This window comes from Methylocystis sp. NC52PC, assembly GCF_055698645.1.
Genome location: NZ_CP170127.1, coordinates 3,559,548 through 3,579,720, shown reverse-complemented (window position 1 = coordinate 3,579,720; position 20,173 = coordinate 3,559,548). Strand labels below are relative to the sequence as shown.

Genomic DNA, 20,173 nt, shown 5'->3' with positions numbered 1-20,173 from the left:
TAGGAATAGCCAAGCTTTCTTAGCCGAGAATGAAGAGGTGGCGGCGATGGACGTCGGGTCGACGATCGTTCGGGTCATGCAGGAGGTGGCCTTGGAGCAACAAAGAGAGCTGTCGCCGCTCACTGATAACGCGGTGTTGGCGGAGGCCGGGCTGGATTCGCTTTGCTTTGCGATCATCGTCGCCCGGCTGGAGGATGAATTCGGCGTCGACCCCTTCACGGCGTCGGAGGAAATTTATTTTCCGGTAACCTTAGCGGAATTCGTCGCGCTTTATGCAAATGCCGGCGTCTGACCTGCGCCAGCTTCTGCGGGACGCGAATCCTACGGCCGAGGCGGGGCTTTTTGCGCCGGATCGCGAGATCGGCTGGCGTGAGGCGCTTGCTCTGACCGCGCTCCCAGAGGCGGCGGCGTTTGCGGGCAAATCCGCGCTGATCTCCGTCTCATCGCAATTCGATGCGGCGCGGGCGATGCTGGCGCTCGACGGCGTCGCCGCGTCAATGCTTGTCGTCCCGCCGGATTTCAAAGGCGAGCGACTGGCGTCGGCGATGATGCAAGCTCGCGTCGAAGGCGTCGTCCATGACGATTGTATCGAGGACCTGGGTCCGCTCGTGGAGCGCTACGCTCTAAGCCGGTCGGGAGCGGACGCCCCTTTGCGACGCGCGTCAATCTCCACGGAATGGATTCTTCCCACCTCCGGCACGACGGGCGCGCCGAAACTAGTCGCGCATCGGTTGGAAAGTCTGACCGCCACGCTTGCCGCGCGCGACCGCGGCGCGCCGGCGCCGGTGTGGAGCACATTCTACGATATCAGACGATTCGGCGGGATGCAGATCTTCCTGCGCGCAGTCACGAGCGGCGCGTCGCTTGTCATTACCGATGGCGACGAGCCGCTCTCTGGCCATGTTGATCGCATGGCCAGACTTGGCGTAACGCATCTTTCTGGAACGCCGTCGCATTGGCGCCGCTTGCTGATGAGCGGCGAGGCGGCGCGCATCTCCCCGAGGTATGTCAGGCTCTCCGGAGAGATTGCGGACCGCGCCATCCTCGACGCGCTCGCAAAGGCGTTTCCACAAGCCAAGATTGTTCACGCTTATGCGTCGACCGAGGCGGGCGTGGGGTTCGAAGTCGTCGACGGACTCGAGGGGTTTCCGGCGTGCTACCTCGATGGTCTGCCGGGCGTCGAGCTGCGCATCGTCGACGGAACGCTGCGCCTGCGGTCGCGTCGCAGGGCCGAACGCTATATGGGCGCGGTCGGCTTGAAGCTCGTCGATGACGACGGCTTCGTCGATACGGACGACCTCGTCGAACCCGTCAACGATCGCATCCTGTTCAGAGGACGGCGCGGCGGCGCGATCAATGTCGGCGGTCTCAAGGTTCATCCCGAGGAAGTTGAGCAGGTCATCAATAGCCATGAGGCGGTGCGCATGTCGCGCGTCAAGGCGCGGCGCAGTCCGATCACCGGCGACATCATTGTCGCGGATGTGGTGCTCAAGGCCGTCCCGCCTGAGGGCGAAGTCGTGGTGCGAAAGGAGATCCTCGCAAGCTGCCGCGCCCGCCTCGAACGCCATAAAGCGCCTGTCGCGGTCACTTTCGTGGCCACATTGCCGCTGTCGCCCGGCGGCAAGCTGCTGCGCGGGAGCGAGTGATGCGGAACGTCATCGTCACCGGCGCCAGCCGAGGCCTCGGGCTCGCCATATCCCGGCGGCTGATCGAAGACGGCTTTCGCGTGACGGCCGTCGCCCGCAAGGAGGGCGACGCCTTGCGCGACTTGATGGAGGAAAAAGACGGCGCCTTATCCTTCGCTGCGTTCGACCTTTCGCAGCTCGACGCGATCCCGGCTTTCGCGCTTGCCCTGAAGAAGCGCTTCGGCGCGCCTTACGGGCTCGTCAACAACGCGGGCCTGGGCACGCAAGGCCTTCTCGCCACCATGCACAATTCCGAAATCGAGACGCTCCTTCGCATCAATTTGACGGCGCCGATCATGTTGAGCAAATACGTATTGAGGCAAATGATGTCCGCGAGCGCGGGGCGGATCGTAAATGTTTCTTCGATCATTGCGTCGACCGGATACAATGGCCTGTCCGTCTATGCCGCCACCAAGGCCGGGTTGATCGGTTTCACGAAATCGCTGTCGCGAGAAGCCGGGCGCGTAGGCGTCACCATCAATGCGGTGGCGCCTGGTTTCATCGAGACCGAAATGACGGCGGAACTCGACTACGCGGATCGCGCAAGGATCGCGGCGCGCGCTGCGCTGCGGCGTCTCGCGGCGCCGGAGGACGTCGCCAATGCGGTGTCTTATCTGCTCGACGAAAAAGCTCGCAATGTGACCGGGACCGTGCTCACGGTCGACGCAGGCGCGACCGCTTGAGCGCGCCGTCGAGCTGCGCCGCCATGGTGGGGCCCTTTGCGGAACATCGGCGCCGACAGGCTGTTTCTTGCTGATGACGACTCTGACAAACGGAGGTCGAGCATGGGACGCAGCAGCCCGAAACTGTGCAAGCGGTTATTCAGCGTGCTTGTCCTGACTTTGGCCGTCGCCGCCGCGGCGGCGACTCCGTCGCTTGCCCTGGGGAGAGGGGCGGGGACGAAAGATCTGGTCTACGCCGGCCGTTGTGGCCTCTTCTTGCTGTCCGCCAACCCAAGTCACAGGACGTTCTATCGCTACGACCTGCGCCAATGGCGGTACGGCGACGAACGAGACTTCAACTGCTTCGTATTGGAGAATTACTAGCGCCGCTGCGAGGGGCCGCACTCGGCGAGCGCTGATCGCCGCTCGTCCCGGGGGGCGCGGTCCGAGGCTAACGGCATTCTGTCTGGTTTTTGAATTTTTTGATGGTCGGAGTGAGAGGATTCGAACCTCCGACCCCCTCGTCCCGAACGAGGTGCGCTACCAGGCTGCGCTACACTCCGATCCGGCGGCCGCGCGGGCCGCTTTCGAGGGCCTTATAGCCATTGCGCGCCGTTCTCGCAACTGGTCTCCGCCTGTTATTTTATCTTCGCGCCGCCTCGCCGGAGGAGGGTTACGAAAGCGAAGTCGGCCTCGTCCCTTTCGCTGCGCGGCGGGCTTTCCCGTGCGATTTCCTCCCAATCCGTGGGGTGGAGCAGGGGAAAATGCGCGTCGCCCGGAATGTCGAGGTCAACCTCGGTGAGTTCGATCATCGCAATTTGGTCGAGCAGGGCGCGGTAGATTTCCTCTCCTCCCGCCACGATGATTTCGTCCGACCCCATACGGATTGCGATTCGGCGCGCCAGTTCGAGCGATTCTTCAATGGTGCTGGCGACATGAGCGCCGGGGGCGTCGAAACCCGGGCGGCGGGTGACGACGACGCTCTCCCGGCCGGGGAGTGGCCGGCCGATCGAGTCCCAGGTCCGGCGGCCCATGATCATCGGCCGGCCCCAGGTCCGCGCCTTGTAGCGCTTCAAATCGGTGGAAAGCCGCCAGGGGAGGCCATTGCCGACGCCGATCACCCCATTTTGCGCGCGAGCCACCACGGCGACGAGTTTCGGGTTCATGAGGCTCCTTCAGACGGCGATGGGGGCGGGAATGGCCGGGCAGGGGTCATAGCCCTCGATCGTAATGTCCTCGTAGCGGAAGTCGAAGATCGAGCCGACGGCGGGGTTGAGCGCCAGCCGGGGCAGGGGTCTCGGCGCGCGGGTGAGTTGCAGCCGCGCCTGATCCAGATGGTTGAGGTAGAGATGGGCGTCGCCGAAACTGTGAACGAAATCGCCGGCGACGCAGCCCGTCACCTGCGCCACCATATGGGTGAGCAGGGCATAGCTTGCAATATTGAAGGGGACGCCGAGAAAAACGTCGGCGGAGCGCTGGTAGAGCTGGCAGGAAAGCCGCTTATGTCCGTCGATCTCGGCGACATGGAACTGGAACAGGCAATGGCAGGGCGCGAGCGCCATTTTATCGATTTCCGCCGGGTTCCAGGCGGTGACGATGAGCCGGCGCGAGAAGGGATTGCGCCGGATCTCCTCGACGAGCCAGGCGATCTGGTCGATCGTCTCTCCGGTCGGAGTGGGCCAGGCGCGCCACTGGCTCCCATAGACCGGGCCGAGATCGCCTTTTTCGTCGGCCCATTCGTCCCAGATGGTGACGCCGTTGGCCTTCAGATACTCGATATTGGTGTCGCCCTTCAGAAACCACAGCAGCTCGTGGATCACCGACTTGAGATGCACCCGCTTGGTGGTGACGAGCGGAAAGCCCTTCGACAGGTCGAAGCGCATCTGATGGCCGAAGATCGAGAGCGTGCCCGTGCCCGTGCGGTCCTCTTTGCGCACGCCGTCGCGCAGGATCGTGTCGAGCAGGTCGAGATAGGGGCGCATGGGCTCTTGGCTATGCTCATCGATGAGCCCGTTACCTAACACTGGGCGAGCGCCCGTGAAAGCGGCGCGGCCCCTCATCCGGCCCCGCAAAGCGGCGTCGGATGAGGAGCCGCCCTTTGCAGCTTTCCGCCGCCGTTCCTATATTCTCCCCCGATGGGGAGCCTCGCTCTCTACAAAAGGGGATGCACAAATGTTGCGGTTTCTTGCGCAAAAGCGCGGATCGCTGATTTCATTGCTTTTTGCGGCGCTGCTGGCGCTGGCGCCGGCCATCGCCGAGGCGCGTATGGGCGGGGGCGGCAGTTTCGGCTCGCGCGGCTCGCGAAGCTGGTCTGCGCCGCCGTCGACCCGCACCGCGCCGGGAATGGCCTCGCCCTTCGAGCGCAGCGACATGCCGCGCTCAGGCTATGGCATGGGCCAGCCGGGCTTGAACAACCCGGCCTTTGGCGGTTCGTCCTTCGGCCGCGGTCTGCTCGGCGGCCTCGCCGGCGGTCTGCTCGGCGCGGGCCTTCTCGGCATGCTGACGGGCAACGGCTTTTTCGGCGGCATCGGCGGCTTCATGTCCTTCATCGGCTTCCTGATGCAGATCGCCCTGATCGTCTTCCTGGCGCGCATGGCCTTTGCCTGGTGGCAGCGGCGCAACGCGCCGGCGGGAGCCAGCCCGCAAGGCTCGACCTTCTCCTTCACCGGCGGCGCGCCCTTCGGCGGCCGCGCGGGCGGGGCGGGGCCGTTCGGCTTCGGCGGCGGAGCGGGCCAGCAGCGCCCGTCGACGACGCCGATCAAGGTCGCGCCGGAGGACTTCAACGCCTTCGAGCGCCTGCTCGGCGCGTCGCAGGCGGCCTATAGCCGCGAGGACATGGGCGCGCTGCGCGGCATGGCGACGCCGGAAATGGTCCGCCATTTCGACGAGGAGCTCGAGGCCAACCGCCGCAAGGGGCTGATCAACCGCGTCACCGACGTGAAGCTGCTGCAGGGCGACCTCTCGGAAGCCTGGCGCGAGGGCGCGGACGAATATGCGACCGTCGCCATGCGCTTCGCGCTCAACGACGTGCTGGAAGACCGTTCGACGGGCAAGCCCGCGCCCGGCTCTCAGGGCCCCTCCGAGGCGACCGAGGTCTGGACCTTCCGTCGCCCCGCGGGCGCTGGTCCGCAGGGCTGGAAGCTGTCGGCGATCCAGCAGGCGGCGTAACGCCGCAAAGGCTGCTAATGAAAGGCGTCCCCTCTGCGGAGGGGGCGCCTTTTGCTGTTTAACGAGCCGCAGTTTGACACGCCCGCAAGACGCTCTGCCGATCGACGCCGTATTGCCCGACATACAGGCGGCGCTCGCTCAATCTCCCAATCTGGTGATCGTTGCGCCGCCGGGCGCCGGCAAGACGACCCGGGCGCCGCTCGCTTTGCTCGACGCCCCCTGGGCGCAGGGCCGCAAACTCATTCTGCTCGAGCCTCGCCGTCTCGCCGCCCGCGCGGCCGCGAGCCGCATGGCGGCGACGCTCGGCGAGGGGCTCGGCGAGACCGTCGGCCTGCGCATGCGGCTGGAATCGCGGGTCTCCGCCAAGACGAGGATCGAAGTCGTCACCGAAGGCGTCTTCGCCCGGATGATCCTCGACGACCCGGCGCTCGAGGGCGTCGCGGCCGTTCTCTTCGACGAATACCACGAGCGCTCGCTCGACGCCGACCTCGGGCTCGCGCTGGCCCTCGACGCCCAGTCGGGCCTGCGCGACGATCTGCGCCTCGTCGCCATGTCGGCGACGCTCGACGGGGCGCGGGTGGCGGCGCTGATGGGAGACGCGCGGACGATCGTCAGCGAGGGCCGCGCCTTCGAGGTGGAGACGCGCTATCTCGGCCGCGACGCCCATGAACGCATCGAGGACGCCGTGACGCGCGCCATCCTTCGGGCGCTGCGCGAGGAAAAGGGCTCGGTTCTGGCCTTTCTGCCGGGGCAGGGGGAAATCCTGCGCGTCGCCGCGCGCCTCGCCGAGGCGCGGCTCGAGGGCGTCGACATCGCGCCGCTTTACGGCGCCCTCGATCGCGCCGAACAGGACCGCGCCATTTCTCCCGCCCCGCCGGGGCGCCTCAAGGTAGTGCTCGCGACGTCGATCGCCGAGACGTCGCTGACCATCGAAGGCGTGCGCATCGTGATCGATTCAGGCCTGTCGCGCGTCCAGCTCTACGAGCCGGACCTCGGCCTCTCACGGCTGGAGACGGTCCGCGCCGCCCGCGCCAGCGTCGATCAGCGGCGCGGCCGCGCCGGGCGCACCGAGCCCGGCGTGTGCTATCGCCTGTGGGACGAGCCCCAAACCGCGGCGCTCCCCGCCTTCGCCGCGCCCGAAATCCTCGCCGCCGATCTCTCGGGTCTGGCGCTTGATCTCGCGGCCTGGGGGGTGAGCGATCCGGGCCAGCTCGCATGGCTCGACCCACCGCCGGCGCCGGCGTGGAAAGAGGCCGTCGCGCTCGACCGCGACCTCGGCGCGCTCGACGCACAGGGGCGGCTCACCGACGAAGGCAAGGCGTTGCGCGCCCTGCCGCTGCCGCCGCGCCTCGCCCGCATGATTCTGGACGCGGCGCGGCATGGCGAGGCCGAGCGGGCGGCGGAACTGGCGATTCTGCTCTCGGAGCGGGGCCTCGGGGGCGCAGACGCCGATCTGTCGCACCGCCTGGAGCGGATGCAGAGAGATGGCTCCAAACGGGCGCGGGAGGCAAGACGACTTGCGGCGAACTGGGCGCGTTTGGCCAAAGCGGCGCTGCCCTTGCCGCAAACTCCAGCGGTCGGCGCGGGAGGGCCGGGGCGGGGGCTCTCCGAAGGCGCGCTCATCGCCCTCGCTTTTCCCGACCGCATCGCCAAATCGCGCGGCAATAAAGGCGACTTCCTCATGGCCAATGGCCGCGCCGCGAGCCTTCCGGTCGAGGACCCGCTGTCGCGCGCGCCTTTTCTCGCCATTGCGGAACTCACCGGCCGCGCCGCGCAGGCGCGCATCCTCGCCGCCTGTGCGCTCGATGCGGAGGAGGTGGAGAAGATCGGCGCGGGGAGAATTGAGTTTCGAGACGAGACCGTCTTTGAAGCCGCGAGCGCCAGCCTCCGGCGCCGCCGCTTCCGCCGGCTCGGCGCCATTCGCTTGAGCGAACAGAACCTTCCCGTGGAGCCGAACGAGGATGGCGCCCGGGCGCTGGCGCGCGGGATTGCGCAGCTCGGAATCTCGCGCCTGCCGTGGACGAAGGGCCAGGCGCAGCTGCGCGACCGCGTCGCGTTTCTGCGCCGGGCGGAGGGCGCGGAATGGCCGGACCTTTCCGATCTGGCGCTGGCGTCATGCGCCGAGGACTGGCTTGCGCCCTTTATCATGGGCCGCGGGGGGCTCGCCGACATTACGCCGGGCGACCTCGACGCGGCGCTGGCCGCGTTGCTGCCATACGAGATGATGCGTCGCCTGGACGCCGAAGCGCCCGCGCATTTCGAAACGCCCGCGGGCGCGCGCCACGCGCTCGATTACGCCGCGCCCAACGGCCCGCTGCTCTCTGTGCGCGTGCAGGAGCTCTACGGCCTCGCGCAGCATCCCACGCTCGCGCGCGGCCGCGCGCCGCTCACCCTCGAACTGCTCTCGCCGGCGCATCGGCCGATTCAGACGACCCGCGATCTGCCGAGCTTCTGGGCCGGCTCCTGGCGCGACGTGAAGAAGGAAATGAAAGGACGCTATCCGCGCCACCTCTGGCCGGACGATCCCGCCCAGGCGGCTCCGACCACGCGCGCAAAACCGCGCCCGGCCTGAGCAATGGACGAGCGAGCGATTAAGTTCCAGCTCTCCCGCCGACATTCAATTCGACTCGAAGCGACAGGATTCGACAATCCCATTAAGCAGCGGGAAATCATTTGCGAACAAGATCGCCATGTCTCTGGAGACAGGGGGGAGGCGCGAGGGCAGCGTGGCCTCCCCCCAATGTCCGGAGCGCGGAACATCGAAGCAACTCCTCGGTTGCGGAGATTGAGGCGGGGAACGTTTTGCCGTGTCGCGCGCGACGGTGTAAACGACGGGCGCCATTTCGAGCGCCAAGGACATCCCATGCTGCCCAAGCCTGTTTCCGCCCTCACGCCCAATACATTTGAATATGAGCAGAAGCCGCTAGTGAAGCCGACGGGCTTCCGTGAGTATGACGCCCGCTGGCTCTTTGGTCCCGAACTCAATTTGATGGGCGTGCAGGCGCTCGGCATGGGGCTCGGCACGCTGATTCACGAAATGGGCGTGGCGCCCGACATCGTCACCGGCCATGATTACCGCTCCTATTCCGCCTCTATCAAGCTCGCGCTGATCGCGGGGTTGATGGCCTCGGGCGTGCGCGTGCGGGACATTGGACTCGCGCTTTCGCCCATGGCTTATTTCGCTCAGTTCGAACTCGACGCGCCGGCGGTCGCCATGGTCACGGCTTCGCATAACGACAATGGCTGGACAGGCGTGAAGATGGGCGCGCAGCGTCCCGTGACCTTCGGGCCCGAAGAGATGAGCCGCTTGAAGGAGATCGTTCTCTCCGGCAAATTCCGGGAGGCGGGCGGCGGCGCCTATCGCTACATCGAGAATTTCGGCGCGCGCTATCTCGACGACCTCACGCGCAGGCCCGCCTTCTCGCGCAAGATGAAGGTTGTCGCCGCCTGCGGCAATGGCACGGCTGGCGCCTTCGCGCCGAACATGCTCGAGCGGCTGGGCTGCGAAGTCATCCCGCTCGACGTCGAGCCCGATTACACTTTTCCCCGCTACAACCCCAACCCCGAAGACCTGCATATGCTGCACGCCATTGCAGATAAAGTGCGCGAGACCGGCGCCGACGTGGGGCTGGGCTTCGACGGCGACGGCGATCGCTGCGGCGTCGTCGATAATCACGGCGAAGAGATTTTTGCCGACAAGATCGGCGTGATGCTCGCGCGCGATCTCTCCAAGGTCTATCCGGGCGCAAAATTTGTCGTCGACGTAAAATCGACCGGGCTTTTCGCAACAGACCCGGAGCTCGTTTCGCGGCATGTGCATACGGAGTATTGGAAGACCGGCCACAGTTACATCAAGCGCCGGGTCAATGATTTGGGCGCGCTCGCGGGCTTCGAGAAGTCCGGACATTTCTTCTTCAACGCGCCGATCGGCCGCGGCTACGACGACGGTCTGCTGACCGCCGTGCATATTCTCGAAATGCTCGACCGCAACCCCGGAAAGACAATGGCGGACCTTTATGGGGAGCTGCCGAAAACCTGGGGCTCGCCGACCATGTCGCCGCATTGCGACGACGAAAAGAAGTATGAAGTGGTGAAGAAAGTCACCGCCCGCATCGACGGGATGAAGGCGCGCGGCGAAACGCTGATCGGTCAGGCGATCCGCGACGTCGTGACGGTGAATGGCGTGCGCGTCACCGTCGCCGACGGCACGTGGGGCCTGGTGCGCGCCTCTTCCAACAAGCCCGAACTCGTGGTCGTGGTCGAGAGCCCTGCTTCGGAAGAGCGCATGCGCGAGATGTTCGTCGCGATCGACGCTATTCTGCGCGAGAACCCAGAGGTGGGCGCGTATAATCAGACGATCTGAAGGCGACAAGCATTACGCGGGCGCAGAGGCGCCCAGCATCGGCGCGCGGACCCGGGGACGCGAAGACATCTATGCCTTCACGTGCCGGGATCGCTGCATTTCTCGCCTGACGCCGCGTTTGTGACTTTGTACTGAATGTCTGGATCGGAATAAGTGTTTCGGACCGGCGCATAGCTGGAAACCCGCCAGGTCCAGCTCGGCGCATTTTTCCAGGAAAATGCTGCAAAACTAAATCCCGGCGAGTAGCTGTAAGAGACGTCTGCGATGAGGATCCAAATATCCAAATTGCTATCGGAGGCTCCTTTGATATCAGGAATATTCATGCTCGGAGACGCCTCCGAAGGCGACAACCATTTTACCCCGCCCCCGCCTACGACAGCGCAGTATTTTGTTTGATCCGCGGCCGGGTTGTTCAAGCGCATGACCCAATTCGTGATGCCTGACGGCGTGGACGATTGTCGTCGAATTCTCACTTCAGAAACACCAATTCTCAGCTTGTCCGGCGGCAGGGGCGCCAACAGGGTCTTCGCGGCGGCGTATATCTGAAGGACGTCATCGTCGTTGAGGCCAGCCTGTCCGGGATAGTCTCCCCCATCCGTCTTCTGCGCCACGAGGTCCGCCATCGCATGGGCGATGAGCTCCACCTTCTTTTTCGCATTGAGCAAGCGGGAGATTTCCACGAGCCCCAAGATGACGGACAGCATCACCGGCAAGATCAAGGCGAATTCGAAGGCGATGCCGCCCCGATTGTCGCGGACGAAGGCTGAATTGACGCCGGCTTTTTTCATCGCTTTGCCTCTTCCACCCCGTCTGTTCAGCGCCAATCCTGGGACGCACTCATCAAAACTGCGCCTCGACACGGAAAACTGCGACGGCGCTAAGGAGCGGCACGAATTTCCCTTCAGCAAGGTAGGTCGGAGCCAGGCTTCCAAAAATACTCAAGCGGCTGGCCGGGTAATAGACGCGAACAAAGCCAATTTGGCCCGGCTGCATGGCCCAGGCGACGGAATACGAAAGCGTTGCTGGGTTGGGAACGGCAATGGGGTTCGAATAACTGTAGATACGATCTACCAAGGCGTAGACGGTGTCGCAATCGAACATCCGGCTCAGCGTGCCTGGATCGACGGTCCCCTTGGACTTCCAGGTGCAGACATAATTCTTGATGAAGTCGCCATGGCTCATTGCGCCAGTGGCCGTGCTGGTCATAATCATCCGAGCAGCTGTGTCTGCGGCGTTCTGCAACTGCGCCAGCCGGAGATATTGTTCACCGATTCCAAAAATGCCCAGAAGGAGGCCGAGGAAAGGCACTGAGACAATTGCGAACTCGATGACGCCATAGCCCCGATCGTCCGAGATGAACGCGGCGACGCGCTCCTTTCGCCACTGAACGATCTGGAACACAGCAGGTCGGTATTTATCACCAATCATGTCACCAGTCCCGAGTCGCTTGCCGGCGTCATCCGAAAGATTCGCGCACGCGTGTTTTCTGTCTCGCTATTGTCTCTACTGGCAAGAGGCCGGGGCATTGATGGCGCGCTGCTGCGGCGATCAACTTATTTGCGTCCCGACGTCGCCGCCTCGTAAGCTTTCGCAGCCCCAATGACGTTACTCATATATTGCATGTCATCGGCAAGATCGACGGCAGGGGCGCAATGTGGCTGGCAGGACAGAGACTCGCGATGGAGGCCACGCTGCACGACGACCTTGTTTTCGGCTGGCGTCACTGTGACGACGGACTCTCCAACCTGCGCCCCGTCTTTATCGAGCACGATTAAATTCGTCGATCCAAAGCTCTTGCCGGTAATCACCATCAGCTGATTGGCCTTCAGCATCGTGACGTCGGCAATGAGCGGGTTGCCGATGATGAGCGTTTGCGCGCCCTCGGGGAGCTTGACGATCCGCGCGCGCTCGATGTCAATTTTTATGGTTCGCTCCTCAGCGGCGGCCCCATGAATCACACACGCCGTCGACGCGACGACGACAGCCGCGCGCAAGTGAGGAAAACACAGTGTCATGTAAGCCACCTTAGCCTTAATTTCGGCTGCGCGTTCTTGATTGAACGCGGCGCGAGCGCGCCTGCATTCAGCGAAGTCATCAGGAATGAAACAATGAAACGTGAATGATTCCTGAAACGAAATCGCCATCAATCACTGCATTTGCCAAGATCGCAAAACAGGAAAAGACCTTAGTTACATTTCAATTGTCGCCTGTCGCATTTGTTGTACAGCGCAATCCAGGATTGAATCATCCTTCTCGAAGCAAAAATCCGCCATGGCCGGCGTTTATCAACCAGTTCGAAAGGGTTCACGGCCTAGCTTATGCCTGTTCGCCGAAAACCGAAGTAACGGAGCCGGTCCGGCGATTGTCAACTTAGTTCGGAGCAGAATCATGAAGACTTTTCTTGCGCGTTTCCTGAAGGACGAGTCTGGGGCCACCGCGATCGAATATGGTCTGATCGCCTCGTTGATCGGCGTCGCCGTGATCGCAGTGACCAGAAATCTCGGCACGAAGCTGTCTGCGACCTTCAACAACGTTCAGGGCAACCTTTAATCGCCCCGCGGATCGCGGGAACGCATGGCGGCCCCGGAAACGGGGCCGCTTGTCTTTAGACTTCTCGCTCTTGCAGCGTTCAATGCATCAACTCGAGTCCTCGGCTCGCAAGCGTCTTTGTGACGTCGGCGCCATCCCCGAGCTTTACGCAAGGATCGCACGAATATGCAAAACCTCGCGCTTGTCGTTTTCCCCGGCTTGATGGCTTTTGCCATTTTCTCCGATCTTCTGACATTGACGATCCCTAATCTCGTTTCGCTCATTCTTGCATTCAGCTATCTGGCGTTTTCCGCCTGGCTGGGAACGCCCTGGGTCTTGGTCGCGATGCATGTCGCCTGCTGTCTCGTCGTTCTGGCGATCACATTCATTCTCTTTGAGATGCGGTACATCGGCGGCGGCGACGCCAAGCTCGCATCCGCAACCGCGCTCTGGCTGGGGATCGAAAATCTGCTCGAGTATCTCTTGGTATTTTCGATCATCGGCGGCGCTGTCGCGCTATCGATCATGACGATCCGCTGGTACGATCATGCCGACCGCGCATCATCGTATCGCTTGCTTGCGCGTGTCGCTGATAAGGCGTCGAACCACATGCCTTATGGAGTGGCGCTCGGGACCGCTGGCGTTCTCCTCTACCCCTACAGCACAATTTGGCGCGGTCTGGCCAGCCTCTGAGTCGAATCGGCTTGAACTCTCGTTCCAATTGCAGACGAAGTCGAAGTTCCCGCAATTCGATAGGCGGCGCGACGGCTGCGGCCGAGTATCGCGAGCAAGATCTCCTTTGCTGGCGAGAGGTTGCGATATCCCTCCGTCAAGCAACGTCTGGTTAACTGTAATTTGACACATCGCTGGTGAAATTCCTGCAACGTTCGAGCTTGCCAGGTTTGAAAGCATTCGCGATGAACAGGTCACAAATTGTCGTTCTCGGTATCTCGCTCGTCGCCGGAGGCGCGGCGTTCATGATGATGAGCGGCGACAATCCGCAGGCGCCTGTGCCTGCATTCCAGCCCCCGGCGCCGACGGTCGAGCAGGTGCTGGTTGCAACGCGCGATCTGACGTATGGCGCCGAGATTGTTGAAGCGGATATCTCCTGGGCGGAATGGCCGAAGGCTTCGGTCCCGGCGGGCGCAATCACGAAAAGCGGCAGTCCCAACGCCATCCAGGATGTGACGTCGTCATACGTTCGCGTTCCCATGATGACGGGCGACCCGGTTCGCAGGGAGCGATTGGTCAAAGGCGCTGCGACTGGACTCATGTCGACAATGCTCGGTCCAGGCATGCGAGCGGTCGCGATCGACGTTTCGCTGAACAGCACCGCGGGCGGTTTCATACTTCCCAATGATCACGTCGACGTGCTGCGTATCTATCGCGACGCGGACGCCTCACGGGAGGAGGGTCGCGAGGTCTACGCCTCTGAGTTGCTCTTGGCGAATGTGCGGGTGTTGGCGATCGGCCAAACCGTCGAAAAGAAGGGGTCCGAGTCGACCGCCACGGGGTCCACCGCGACGTTGGAACTCGATCCGAACCAAGCTGAATTCATCTTGGTCGCACAGCGCGGCGGGCTGCTGACGTTGATGCTGCGACCGATCGTCGACGCTCAGAAAAAAGCGGGGGAAGACGATCCGCAGCGGCAGGAAGACACGAAGGACGAAGGTCTAACCTTGGTCAGGCGCGGCTTGCCCTCGAAGCTCCGCGCAAGGTGAACGATCCAATCCGATGACCTTTCTTACTACAGGGCCGACGATGAAGTTCATAAGGCAGATCCTGCGCGGCGTCGCCGTCTCGACAATGACCCTCGGCGCCATCGGCGTCGCCGCGTCGCAAGTCATCGAGCGGACGCCCGTCGAGTCAGGAAGCGGCCCGATGCTGTCACGCCGGATTTCCATGGGCGCCGGCAAGTCGTTGATCATTGACCTTCCCAGGGACGTCTCGGAATTGGTCGTGGGCAATCCAAAGATCGCCGACGCTGTCGTTCGGACGGCGCGCAAGATTTACGTGATCGGCGGCGAATCTGGCCAGACGACGATTATCGGGCTGGATTCGAGCGGCCGGCAGGTCGCTAATCTGGAGATCAGCATCGGTCGCGACGTGGGCGAATTAATGCCCCTTCTGAAGGCGGCTTTACCACGCTCCGATATCACCGCTCGAACGGTGAACGACGTTATAATTTTGACGGGTTCGGTCGCTTCGGCGGGAGAAGCACAGCGCGCGGTCGACATCGCAAAGGGTTTCTCTTCGCGGGCGATGAGCGCCGTCGCGGGTGTGGCGGGGGCGCCCGTTGGCGATGCAGGTGGAAACGTCATTAATGCGCTCGTGATCCGTGGACAGGAACAGGTAACGCTCAAGGTAACAGTCGCGGAAATTGACCGCAGAGTCATCAAGCAGCTCGGAATTTCCGCGCAGGCGCAAGGGGACACGCTGCTCGATGGCGGGTGGGGCAAATTCGTGTCGGAGAATCCGTTCGGGGTCAATCCGACGATGTCCGCGTCCGCGCTCACAATCAATGGCCAGAACAATACGAAGGCGACGCTGAAGGCGTTCGAACGCTACGGCGTTACGCGCATTCTCGCCGAACCGACGCTAACGGCGGTTTCCGGCGAGCAGGCCAAAATGGTGGTCGGCGGCGAGATCGCCGTGCCGGGATCGGGGGCGTGTACGTTTTCGTCGAGTGGAGCGACGCCTGTCTGTACGCCAGGCATCACCTTCAAGCCCTACGGCGTCTCCTTGAATTTCGTCCCAACGGTGCTTTCCGAGGGGCGTATCTCGATGCGTTTGGCGACGGAGGTCACTGAAGTGGACCTTCAGGCAAGCTTTTCCTACAACAACATCACAGTCCCGGGTTTCAAGTCGCGAAAGAACGAGACGACAGTCGAACTGCCCTCCGGCGCGTCGATTGCGACGGCCGGCCTGCTTCGCCAAACCAGCGCCCAGGCGATCAACGGACTTCCGGGCCTGCTCAATCTGCCGATCCTCGGCGCGCTATTTCGCTCCCGCGACTATCAGCGAAATGAAAGCGAGTTGCTCGTGGTCGTCACGCCCTACATCGCTCGACCGCTTTCGCAACAGGAAGTCACTCGCCCAGACGATGGATTCGTCGACGCCTCGGATCCCCAGGGTTGGCTGCTGGGCCGGGTCAACCGCATTTATTCGGCGCGGAACAATCCGCAGATGATGCAAAAATTCAAGGGCCGCGTCGGCTTTATTCACGATTGACGCGCCTGACGGGGAACCATGCTCATGTGCTCAAGGTCAGCGAAAATCACGCCACGTCGATTGCGAGCGCGCAGCCTGCTCGCGCTGACGACATTCGTCGTGTTCGGAGGCTGCGCGGCGCCTCACGCGTTGCCGCCGCCCGTCACGCCTTATGATTACCGTGACCGTCATCCGATCGTGCTCACGGAGGCGCCGCAGGTTCTCGACCTCTTCCCATACGTGGAGGGCGGTCGTCTGGATTCGGAAAGCCTGGGGCGTCTTCGGGATTTCATCGCCCGCTACAAGGAATTCGGCCACGGCCGGATCAGCGTGATGGTCCCTACGGGGAGTCCCTCCGCGAATGTTGCAGCGGGCAGCGTCGACGTTGTGAAGCGCGCGCTTGCTTCGGCGGGGCTCGGAGGGGTTGTCGTGACAGGCGCATACCCGGTCGTCGACCCGAAGCTGGCCGCGCCTATTCGCCTCTCTTTCCAGTCCTTGAAGGCGAAGGTCTCAAATCGCTGCGGCGAGTGGCCGGAGGATCTGGCGTCCGGAACCAGCACCGCCGGCTGGCAGAATGAAACCTATTGGAACTTCGGTTGCGCAACCCAGGCGACGCTTTCGGCTCAGGTCGCAGACCCCCGCGACCTCGCGAATCCTCGTGGTGAAACGCCTTCCGACGTCGAGATGCGAATGCGGGCGATCAAGAACTTGCGTCAAGGAAGCGATCCGAGCACGAGCTGGCGCGTCAATGGCGCGAGCATCAGCGGCGTCGGCGGCTAAGGGCGGGGTGCAGCAGTGTCGATAGCGGTTAACGACCACGCAAACCATATTGCGCCCATTCCCCGGATTTCGGTTCAGGGTTTTCTGGATTCGGCCGATGTGGCGCAGATGATCGAGAACGCTGCGAAAGATCGGCGTATGGCGAAAGCCCATGTAAAGGTCCATATCGGAGGCATCCCCGCCGCCATTGAGGCGTATCGCACATCACCGACGCCGAATCTCATTGTTCTCGAGTCTTCGTCCGACCGGGGCGTCCTTTTCGAGCAGCTCGAGCAGCTTGCCGAATGCTGCGACGCTGGAACAAAAGTAATGGTCATCGGCCACGAGAATGACATTGGCCTCTATCGCGACCTGATCGCTCGGGGCGTGAGCGACTATGTCGTCGCGCCGCTCAATATCATCGGCTTCATCAGGCAGGTTTCGGCGCTTTATAATAATGCAAGCGGGGAAATGCTCGGCCGCGTTATTGCGGTCGCCGGCGCAAAAGGAGGCGTCGGCGCTTCGACCGTCTCGCATAACCTCGCCTGGTCGATTTCCCGGCAGCTGCTTCTTCAGACGGTTCTCGTCGACCTGGACCTTGCGTTCGGCACGGTGGGACTCGATTTCAATCAGGATCCGCCGCAAGGCATCGTCGACGCCGTGTACTCGCCGGACCGCATCGACGCAAATTTCATCGACCGTCTCTCCTCGAAATGCAGCGATACGTTGAGCATCCTTTCGGCACCCGCGACGGTGGACCGCTCCTACGATCTTTCCGAGCATGCGTTCGACACGACTCTCGACGTCTTGCGCGCGACGGTGCCTTGTTCGGTTCTCGATGTGCCGCACCAATGGAACGGCTGGACGAGGCGCCTTCTCGTTTCCGCGGACGAGGTCGTGATCGTCGCCTCGCCGGACCTCACTAATCTTCGCAACGCGAAGACGCTGTTCGACGCCCTGCGGGCTTCTCGCCTCAACGACCATTCGCCAAGGCTGATCCTCAATATGGTCGGGGTGCCGCGTCGGCCGGAAATCTCGCTTGGTGAGTTTTCGAAGGCGGTCGCGGTCGAGCCGCTCGGGGTGATTCCCTTCGAACCCAGATTGTTCGGAGCCGCCGCGAATAATGGACAGATGCTCGCCGAAGTCGACGCGAATTCCAAGATTATCGAGACAATTGACGACATCGCTCAATTGTTGATGGGCCGATCGGTCGGGCGCCGCGCCAAGAGAACCTTGCTTGCGCCGCTTATGGAGCGTCTCGGCCGCATGAAGGCGGGTTGAAGCCGCGGTATCGGCGGTTATCGTAGGGAATAGGGCCCAATGTTTGGAAAGCGTACGATCGTTGGCGAAGAAGCAGGGCGCGCTCAGCCGCCCGCTTCGTCGGTCCTAGCGACAAAGGGGCCATCGAACCTGCAAACGGCCCCAAGCAAGGAGCCGGAGACGGTAGCGGCTCCAATGGAGTCGAAGAAATCCGAAGAATATTATACGACCAAGAGCGTAATTTTCGGCGCCCTCATCGAGGCCATCGACCTCTCTCAGCTTTCCAAGCTCGACACGGAGAACGCCCGTGACGAGATACGCGACATCGTCAATGAAATCATTGCGATCAAGAATGTTGTCATGTCCATTGCCGAGCAGGAGGAGCTGCTCGAAGACATTTGCAACGATGTGCTGGGATATGGTCCCCTCGAACCACTGCTGGCGCGTGACGACATCGCCGACATCATGGTGAACGGCGCCTTCAAGACCTACATCGAGGTGGGGGGGAAAATCCAGCTGACGAATATACGTTTTCGCGACAACGCGCAGTTGATGAACATTTGCCAGAGAATCGTCTCGCAGGTCGGTCGTCGCGTCGATGACGCGTCCCCCATCTGCGATGCGCGCCTGCTCGATGGTTCACGCGTCAATGTCATCGCGCCTCCGCTCGCAATTGACGGCCCCGCGCTGACGATCCGCAAGTTCAAAAAAGACAAGCTTACGCTGGATCAGCTCATTCGCTTCGGCGCCATCTCGCCGGAGGGCGGCGAAGTGTTGAAGATCATCGGGCGCGTGCGGTGCAATGTGTTGATCTCCGGGGGCACGGGGTCGGGCAAGACGACGCTGCTGAATTGCCTGACAAACTACATCGATGGAGACGAGCGCGTCATCACCTGCGAAGACGCTGCAGAGCTTCAGCTTCAGCAGCCGCATGTCGTGCGGCTGGAGACTCGCCCGCCCAATCTTGAAGGGCAGGGCGCCGTATCGATGCGGGAACTCGTCAAGAACTGTCTGCGCATGCGTCCCGAGCGCATCATCGTCGGCGAGGTGCGCGGCCCGGAGGCGTTCGATCTTCTCCAGGCCATGAACACTGGCCATGACGGATCCATGGGAACGCTGCACGCGAATTCGCCGCGCGAAGCGCTCGGTCGCCTCGAGGCGATGATCACAATGGGCGGCTTTTCGTTGCCGTCGAAAACCATACGCGACATGATCGTGTCGTCCGTCGATATCGTGATCCAGGCCACGCGCCTGCGCGACGGTTCCCGTCGGGTGACGCACATCACCGAGATTCTGGGCGCCGAAGGCGACGTCGTAACGATGCAGGATCTGTTCGTTTATGAGAGTCTCGGCGAGAACGCCAATGGCAAGCTTATCGGTCGACATCGATCGACGGGGATCAGCAGGCCGAAATTTATCGAACGCGCGCGCTATTATGGCGAGGAACAGCGGCTGGTTGCAGCCCTCGACGCGGCGCGCCAGCCCGAAGACGTGTAGGACGCCATGTTGGACCGAAAGCTCGTAATCGCCGTCCTTTTCTTGGTCGCGGTTGGCGCCGCGCTGTACGGCCTTCTCTATCCCTACATCTCCGGCGGATTGAAAGCGCAGAAGCGGCAAGCCGCGCTGATCAGCGGCGGGGCCCGCGCGGAAAGTGGAAGCTCGGATTGATCCGGCGAAGCGCCGCAAGGCCATCAGTGAAAGCTTGAAGGAGATCGAGGATAAGAAGCGGAACAAGTCAGTTACCCTCGAGCAGAAGATCGAGCAGGCGGGATTGGGTTGGTCCGTGCAGGTCTTTTATCTAGGATCGGCGGTTGCTGGCCTCTTCTTCTGTTTGGTTGTCTACGTGGGCGGCGGCAACGAGATTTTTACTGTCGTATCGCTTCTTGCCGGCGGATTAGCGCTTCCCCGCTGGCTCCTTTCGTTCCTGGCCAAGCGGAGAACCGGGAAATTCATTGAGCTGTTCCCGGACGCGCTCGACGTGATCATTCGCGGAGTCAAAGCCGGATTGCCGGTCGCCGATTGTCTGCGTGTGATTGCGACGGAAGCACAGGAGCCGGTGCGCAGTGAATTCAGGCGAATTGTCGATGCGCAGACGATCGGCATGACGGTGAGCGAGGCCGTCGAGCGCTTGGCTGAGAGCGTCCCAGTATCAGAGACGGCCTTTTTCGCGGTCGTCATCAATATCCAGCAGAAGGCTGGCGGCAATCTTTCGGAAGCGCTTGGAAACCTGGCGCGGGTTCTGCGCGAGCGGAAAAAGATGAAAGGGAAGGTGAAAGCGATGTCTGCCGAAGCCAAGTCCTCCGCAGGCATCATTGGATCGCTGCCGTTTCTCGTCGGCGCCGCCGTAACTTTTACCAATCCCAGTTACATGGCTTTGCTCTACACGACGACGCTGGGCCAGATATGCCTCGCCGGCGGTTTGGTGTGGATGGGGATCGGCGTGGCGATCATGCATAAAATGATCAATTTCGACTTCTGACGGGCGAGCGCGGAGGGCGCCATGCGCTATGAACTATTCGACCCGTCGTTCTTGAAAA

21 protein-coding genes and 1 tRNA gene are annotated in these 20,173 nt (G+C 62.5%); 16 read left to right on the top strand and 6 right to left on the bottom strand.

What is annotated here, in order from left to right; genetic code table 11:
* Positions 1–46: 46 nt before the first annotated feature.
* From ACETII_RS19600 to ACETII_RS19585, 4 genes are all read left to right on the top strand, one after another.
* Positions 47–292 (top strand): acyl carrier protein, encoded by a 246-nt coding sequence (locus tag ACETII_RS19600; protein ID WP_472788193.1) that lies wholly within the window; start codon positions 47–49, stop codon positions 290–292.
* A complete protein-coding gene (locus ACETII_RS19595) occupies positions 279–1,646 on the top strand; it encodes an AMP-binding protein (RefSeq protein ID WP_472786653.1) in 1,368 nt (455 codons plus the stop codon). Before ACETII_RS19600 ends, ACETII_RS19595 begins: the two co-directional genes overlap by 14 nt.
* The gene (locus tag ACETII_RS19590; protein WP_472786652.1) at positions 1,646–2,368 is read left to right on the top strand and encodes an SDR family NAD(P)-dependent oxidoreductase; all 723 of its coding nucleotides are present in this window, start codon (positions 1,646–1,648) and stop codon (positions 2,366–2,368) included. The genes ACETII_RS19595 and ACETII_RS19590 overlap by 1 nt, the downstream gene beginning before the upstream one ends.
* Before the next feature lie 102 nt (positions 2,369–2,470).
* The gene (locus ACETII_RS19585) at positions 2,471–2,731 is read left to right on the top strand and encodes a hypothetical protein (RefSeq protein WP_363348879.1); all 261 of its coding nucleotides are present in this window, start codon (positions 2,471–2,473) and stop codon (positions 2,729–2,731) included.
* A 102-nt stretch (positions 2,732–2,833) separates the two neighbouring features.
* Here the strand turns inward: ACETII_RS19585 and ACETII_RS19580 are convergent.
* From ACETII_RS19580 to ACETII_RS19570, 3 genes are all read right to left on the bottom strand, one after another.
* Positions 2,834–2,910, bottom strand: a tRNA-Pro gene (locus tag ACETII_RS19580).
* Positions 2,911–2,985: 75 nt separating this feature from the next.
* Complete coding sequence (locus tag ACETII_RS19575) at positions 2,986–3,513, bottom strand: dihydrofolate reductase (protein ID WP_472786651.1); 528 nt, start codon at positions 3,511–3,513, stop codon at positions 2,986–2,988.
* A gap of 9 nt (positions 3,514–3,522) precedes the next feature.
* On the bottom strand, positions 3,523–4,329 hold the full coding sequence (locus ACETII_RS19570) for a thymidylate synthase (protein WP_472786650.1): 807 nt from the start codon (positions 4,327–4,329) through the stop codon (positions 3,523–3,525).
* A 190-nt stretch (positions 4,330–4,519) separates the two neighbouring features.
* On the opposite strand from ACETII_RS19570, the gene ACETII_RS19565 reads away from it, so the two are divergent.
* From ACETII_RS19565 to ACETII_RS19555, 3 genes are all read left to right on the top strand, one after another.
* On the top strand, positions 4,520–5,515 hold the full coding sequence (locus ACETII_RS19565) for a Tim44 domain-containing protein (RefSeq protein WP_472786649.1): 996 nt from the start codon (positions 4,520–4,522) through the stop codon (positions 5,513–5,515).
* Between the two features lie 73 nt (positions 5,516–5,588).
* A complete protein-coding gene (hrpB, locus tag ACETII_RS19560) occupies positions 5,589–8,087 on the top strand; it encodes an ATP-dependent helicase HrpB (protein WP_472786648.1) in 2,499 nt (832 codons plus the stop codon).
* 291 nt (positions 8,088–8,378) lie between these two features.
* Positions 8,379–9,878: a phosphomannomutase/phosphoglucomutase gene (locus ACETII_RS19555; protein WP_472786647.1), complete on the top strand. Its 1,500-nt coding sequence runs from the start codon at positions 8,379–8,381 to the stop codon at positions 9,876–9,878.
* 77 nt (positions 9,879–9,955) lie between these two features.
* Here ACETII_RS19555 and ACETII_RS19550 read toward each other — a convergent pair whose 3' ends face one another.
* The 3 genes from ACETII_RS19550 to ACETII_RS19540 form a co-directional block, all read right to left on the bottom strand.
* A complete protein-coding gene (locus ACETII_RS19550; protein ID WP_472786646.1) occupies positions 9,956–10,666 on the bottom strand; it encodes a TadE/TadG family type IV pilus assembly protein in 711 nt (236 codons plus the stop codon).
* Between the two features lie 52 nt (positions 10,667–10,718).
* Positions 10,719–11,306, bottom strand: coding sequence for a TadE/TadG family type IV pilus assembly protein (locus ACETII_RS19545; protein WP_363348819.1), 588 nt, complete (start codon positions 11,304–11,306; stop codon positions 10,719–10,721).
* A 125-nt stretch (positions 11,307–11,431) separates the two neighbouring features.
* A complete protein-coding gene (locus ACETII_RS19540) occupies positions 11,432–12,022 on the bottom strand; it encodes a pilus assembly protein N-terminal domain-containing protein (protein ID WP_472786645.1) in 591 nt (196 codons plus the stop codon).
* Between the two features lie 244 nt (positions 12,023–12,266).
* Here ACETII_RS19540 and ACETII_RS19535 point away from each other — a divergent pair, with 244 nt between their 5' ends.
* From ACETII_RS19535 to ACETII_RS19495, 9 genes are all read left to right on the top strand, one after another.
* Positions 12,267–12,428, top strand: a complete 162-nt coding sequence (locus tag ACETII_RS19535; RefSeq protein WP_363348813.1) for a Flp family type IVb pilin — start codon at positions 12,267–12,269, stop codon at positions 12,426–12,428.
* A 165-nt stretch (positions 12,429–12,593) separates the two neighbouring features.
* Positions 12,594–13,100 (top strand): A24 family peptidase, encoded by a 507-nt coding sequence (locus tag ACETII_RS19530; protein WP_472786644.1) that lies wholly within the window; start codon positions 12,594–12,596, stop codon positions 13,098–13,100.
* A 176-nt stretch (positions 13,101–13,276) separates the two neighbouring features.
* Positions 13,277–14,128 (top strand): Flp pilus assembly protein CpaB, encoded by an 852-nt coding sequence (gene cpaB / locus ACETII_RS19525; protein ID WP_472786643.1) that lies wholly within the window; start codon positions 13,277–13,279, stop codon positions 14,126–14,128.
* Positions 14,129–14,141: 13 nt separating this feature from the next.
* Positions 14,142–15,638: a type II and III secretion system protein family protein gene (locus tag ACETII_RS19520; RefSeq protein ID WP_472786642.1), complete on the top strand. Its 1,497-nt coding sequence runs from the start codon at positions 14,142–14,144 to the stop codon at positions 15,636–15,638.
* 24 nt (positions 15,639–15,662) lie between these two features.
* Positions 15,663–16,397 carry a CpaD family pilus assembly protein gene (locus ACETII_RS19515; RefSeq protein ID WP_472786641.1) on the top strand — a complete coding sequence of 245 codons (735 nt, stop codon included), beginning with the start codon at positions 15,663–15,665 and terminating at the stop codon, positions 16,395–16,397.
* Positions 16,398–16,412: 15 nt separating this feature from the next.
* Positions 16,413–17,657, top strand: a complete 1,245-nt coding sequence (locus ACETII_RS19510; RefSeq protein WP_363348803.1) for a CpaE/TadZ family protein — start codon at positions 16,413–16,415, stop codon at positions 17,655–17,657.
* 39 nt (positions 17,658–17,696) lie between these two features.
* Positions 17,697–19,133, top strand: coding sequence for a CpaF family protein (locus tag ACETII_RS19505; RefSeq protein WP_472786640.1), 1,437 nt, complete (start codon positions 17,697–17,699; stop codon positions 19,131–19,133).
* A 6-nt stretch (positions 19,134–19,139) separates the two neighbouring features.
* The gene (locus ACETII_RS19500; RefSeq protein ID WP_472786639.1) at positions 19,140–19,304 is read left to right on the top strand and encodes a hypothetical protein; all 165 of its coding nucleotides are present in this window, start codon (positions 19,140–19,142) and stop codon (positions 19,302–19,304) included.
* Complete coding sequence (locus tag ACETII_RS19495) at positions 19,288–20,115, top strand: type II secretion system F family protein (RefSeq protein ID WP_472786638.1); 828 nt, start codon at positions 19,288–19,290, stop codon at positions 20,113–20,115. Before ACETII_RS19500 ends, ACETII_RS19495 begins: the two co-directional genes overlap by 17 nt.
* The last annotated feature ends 58 nt before the right edge of the window (positions 20,116–20,173 follow it).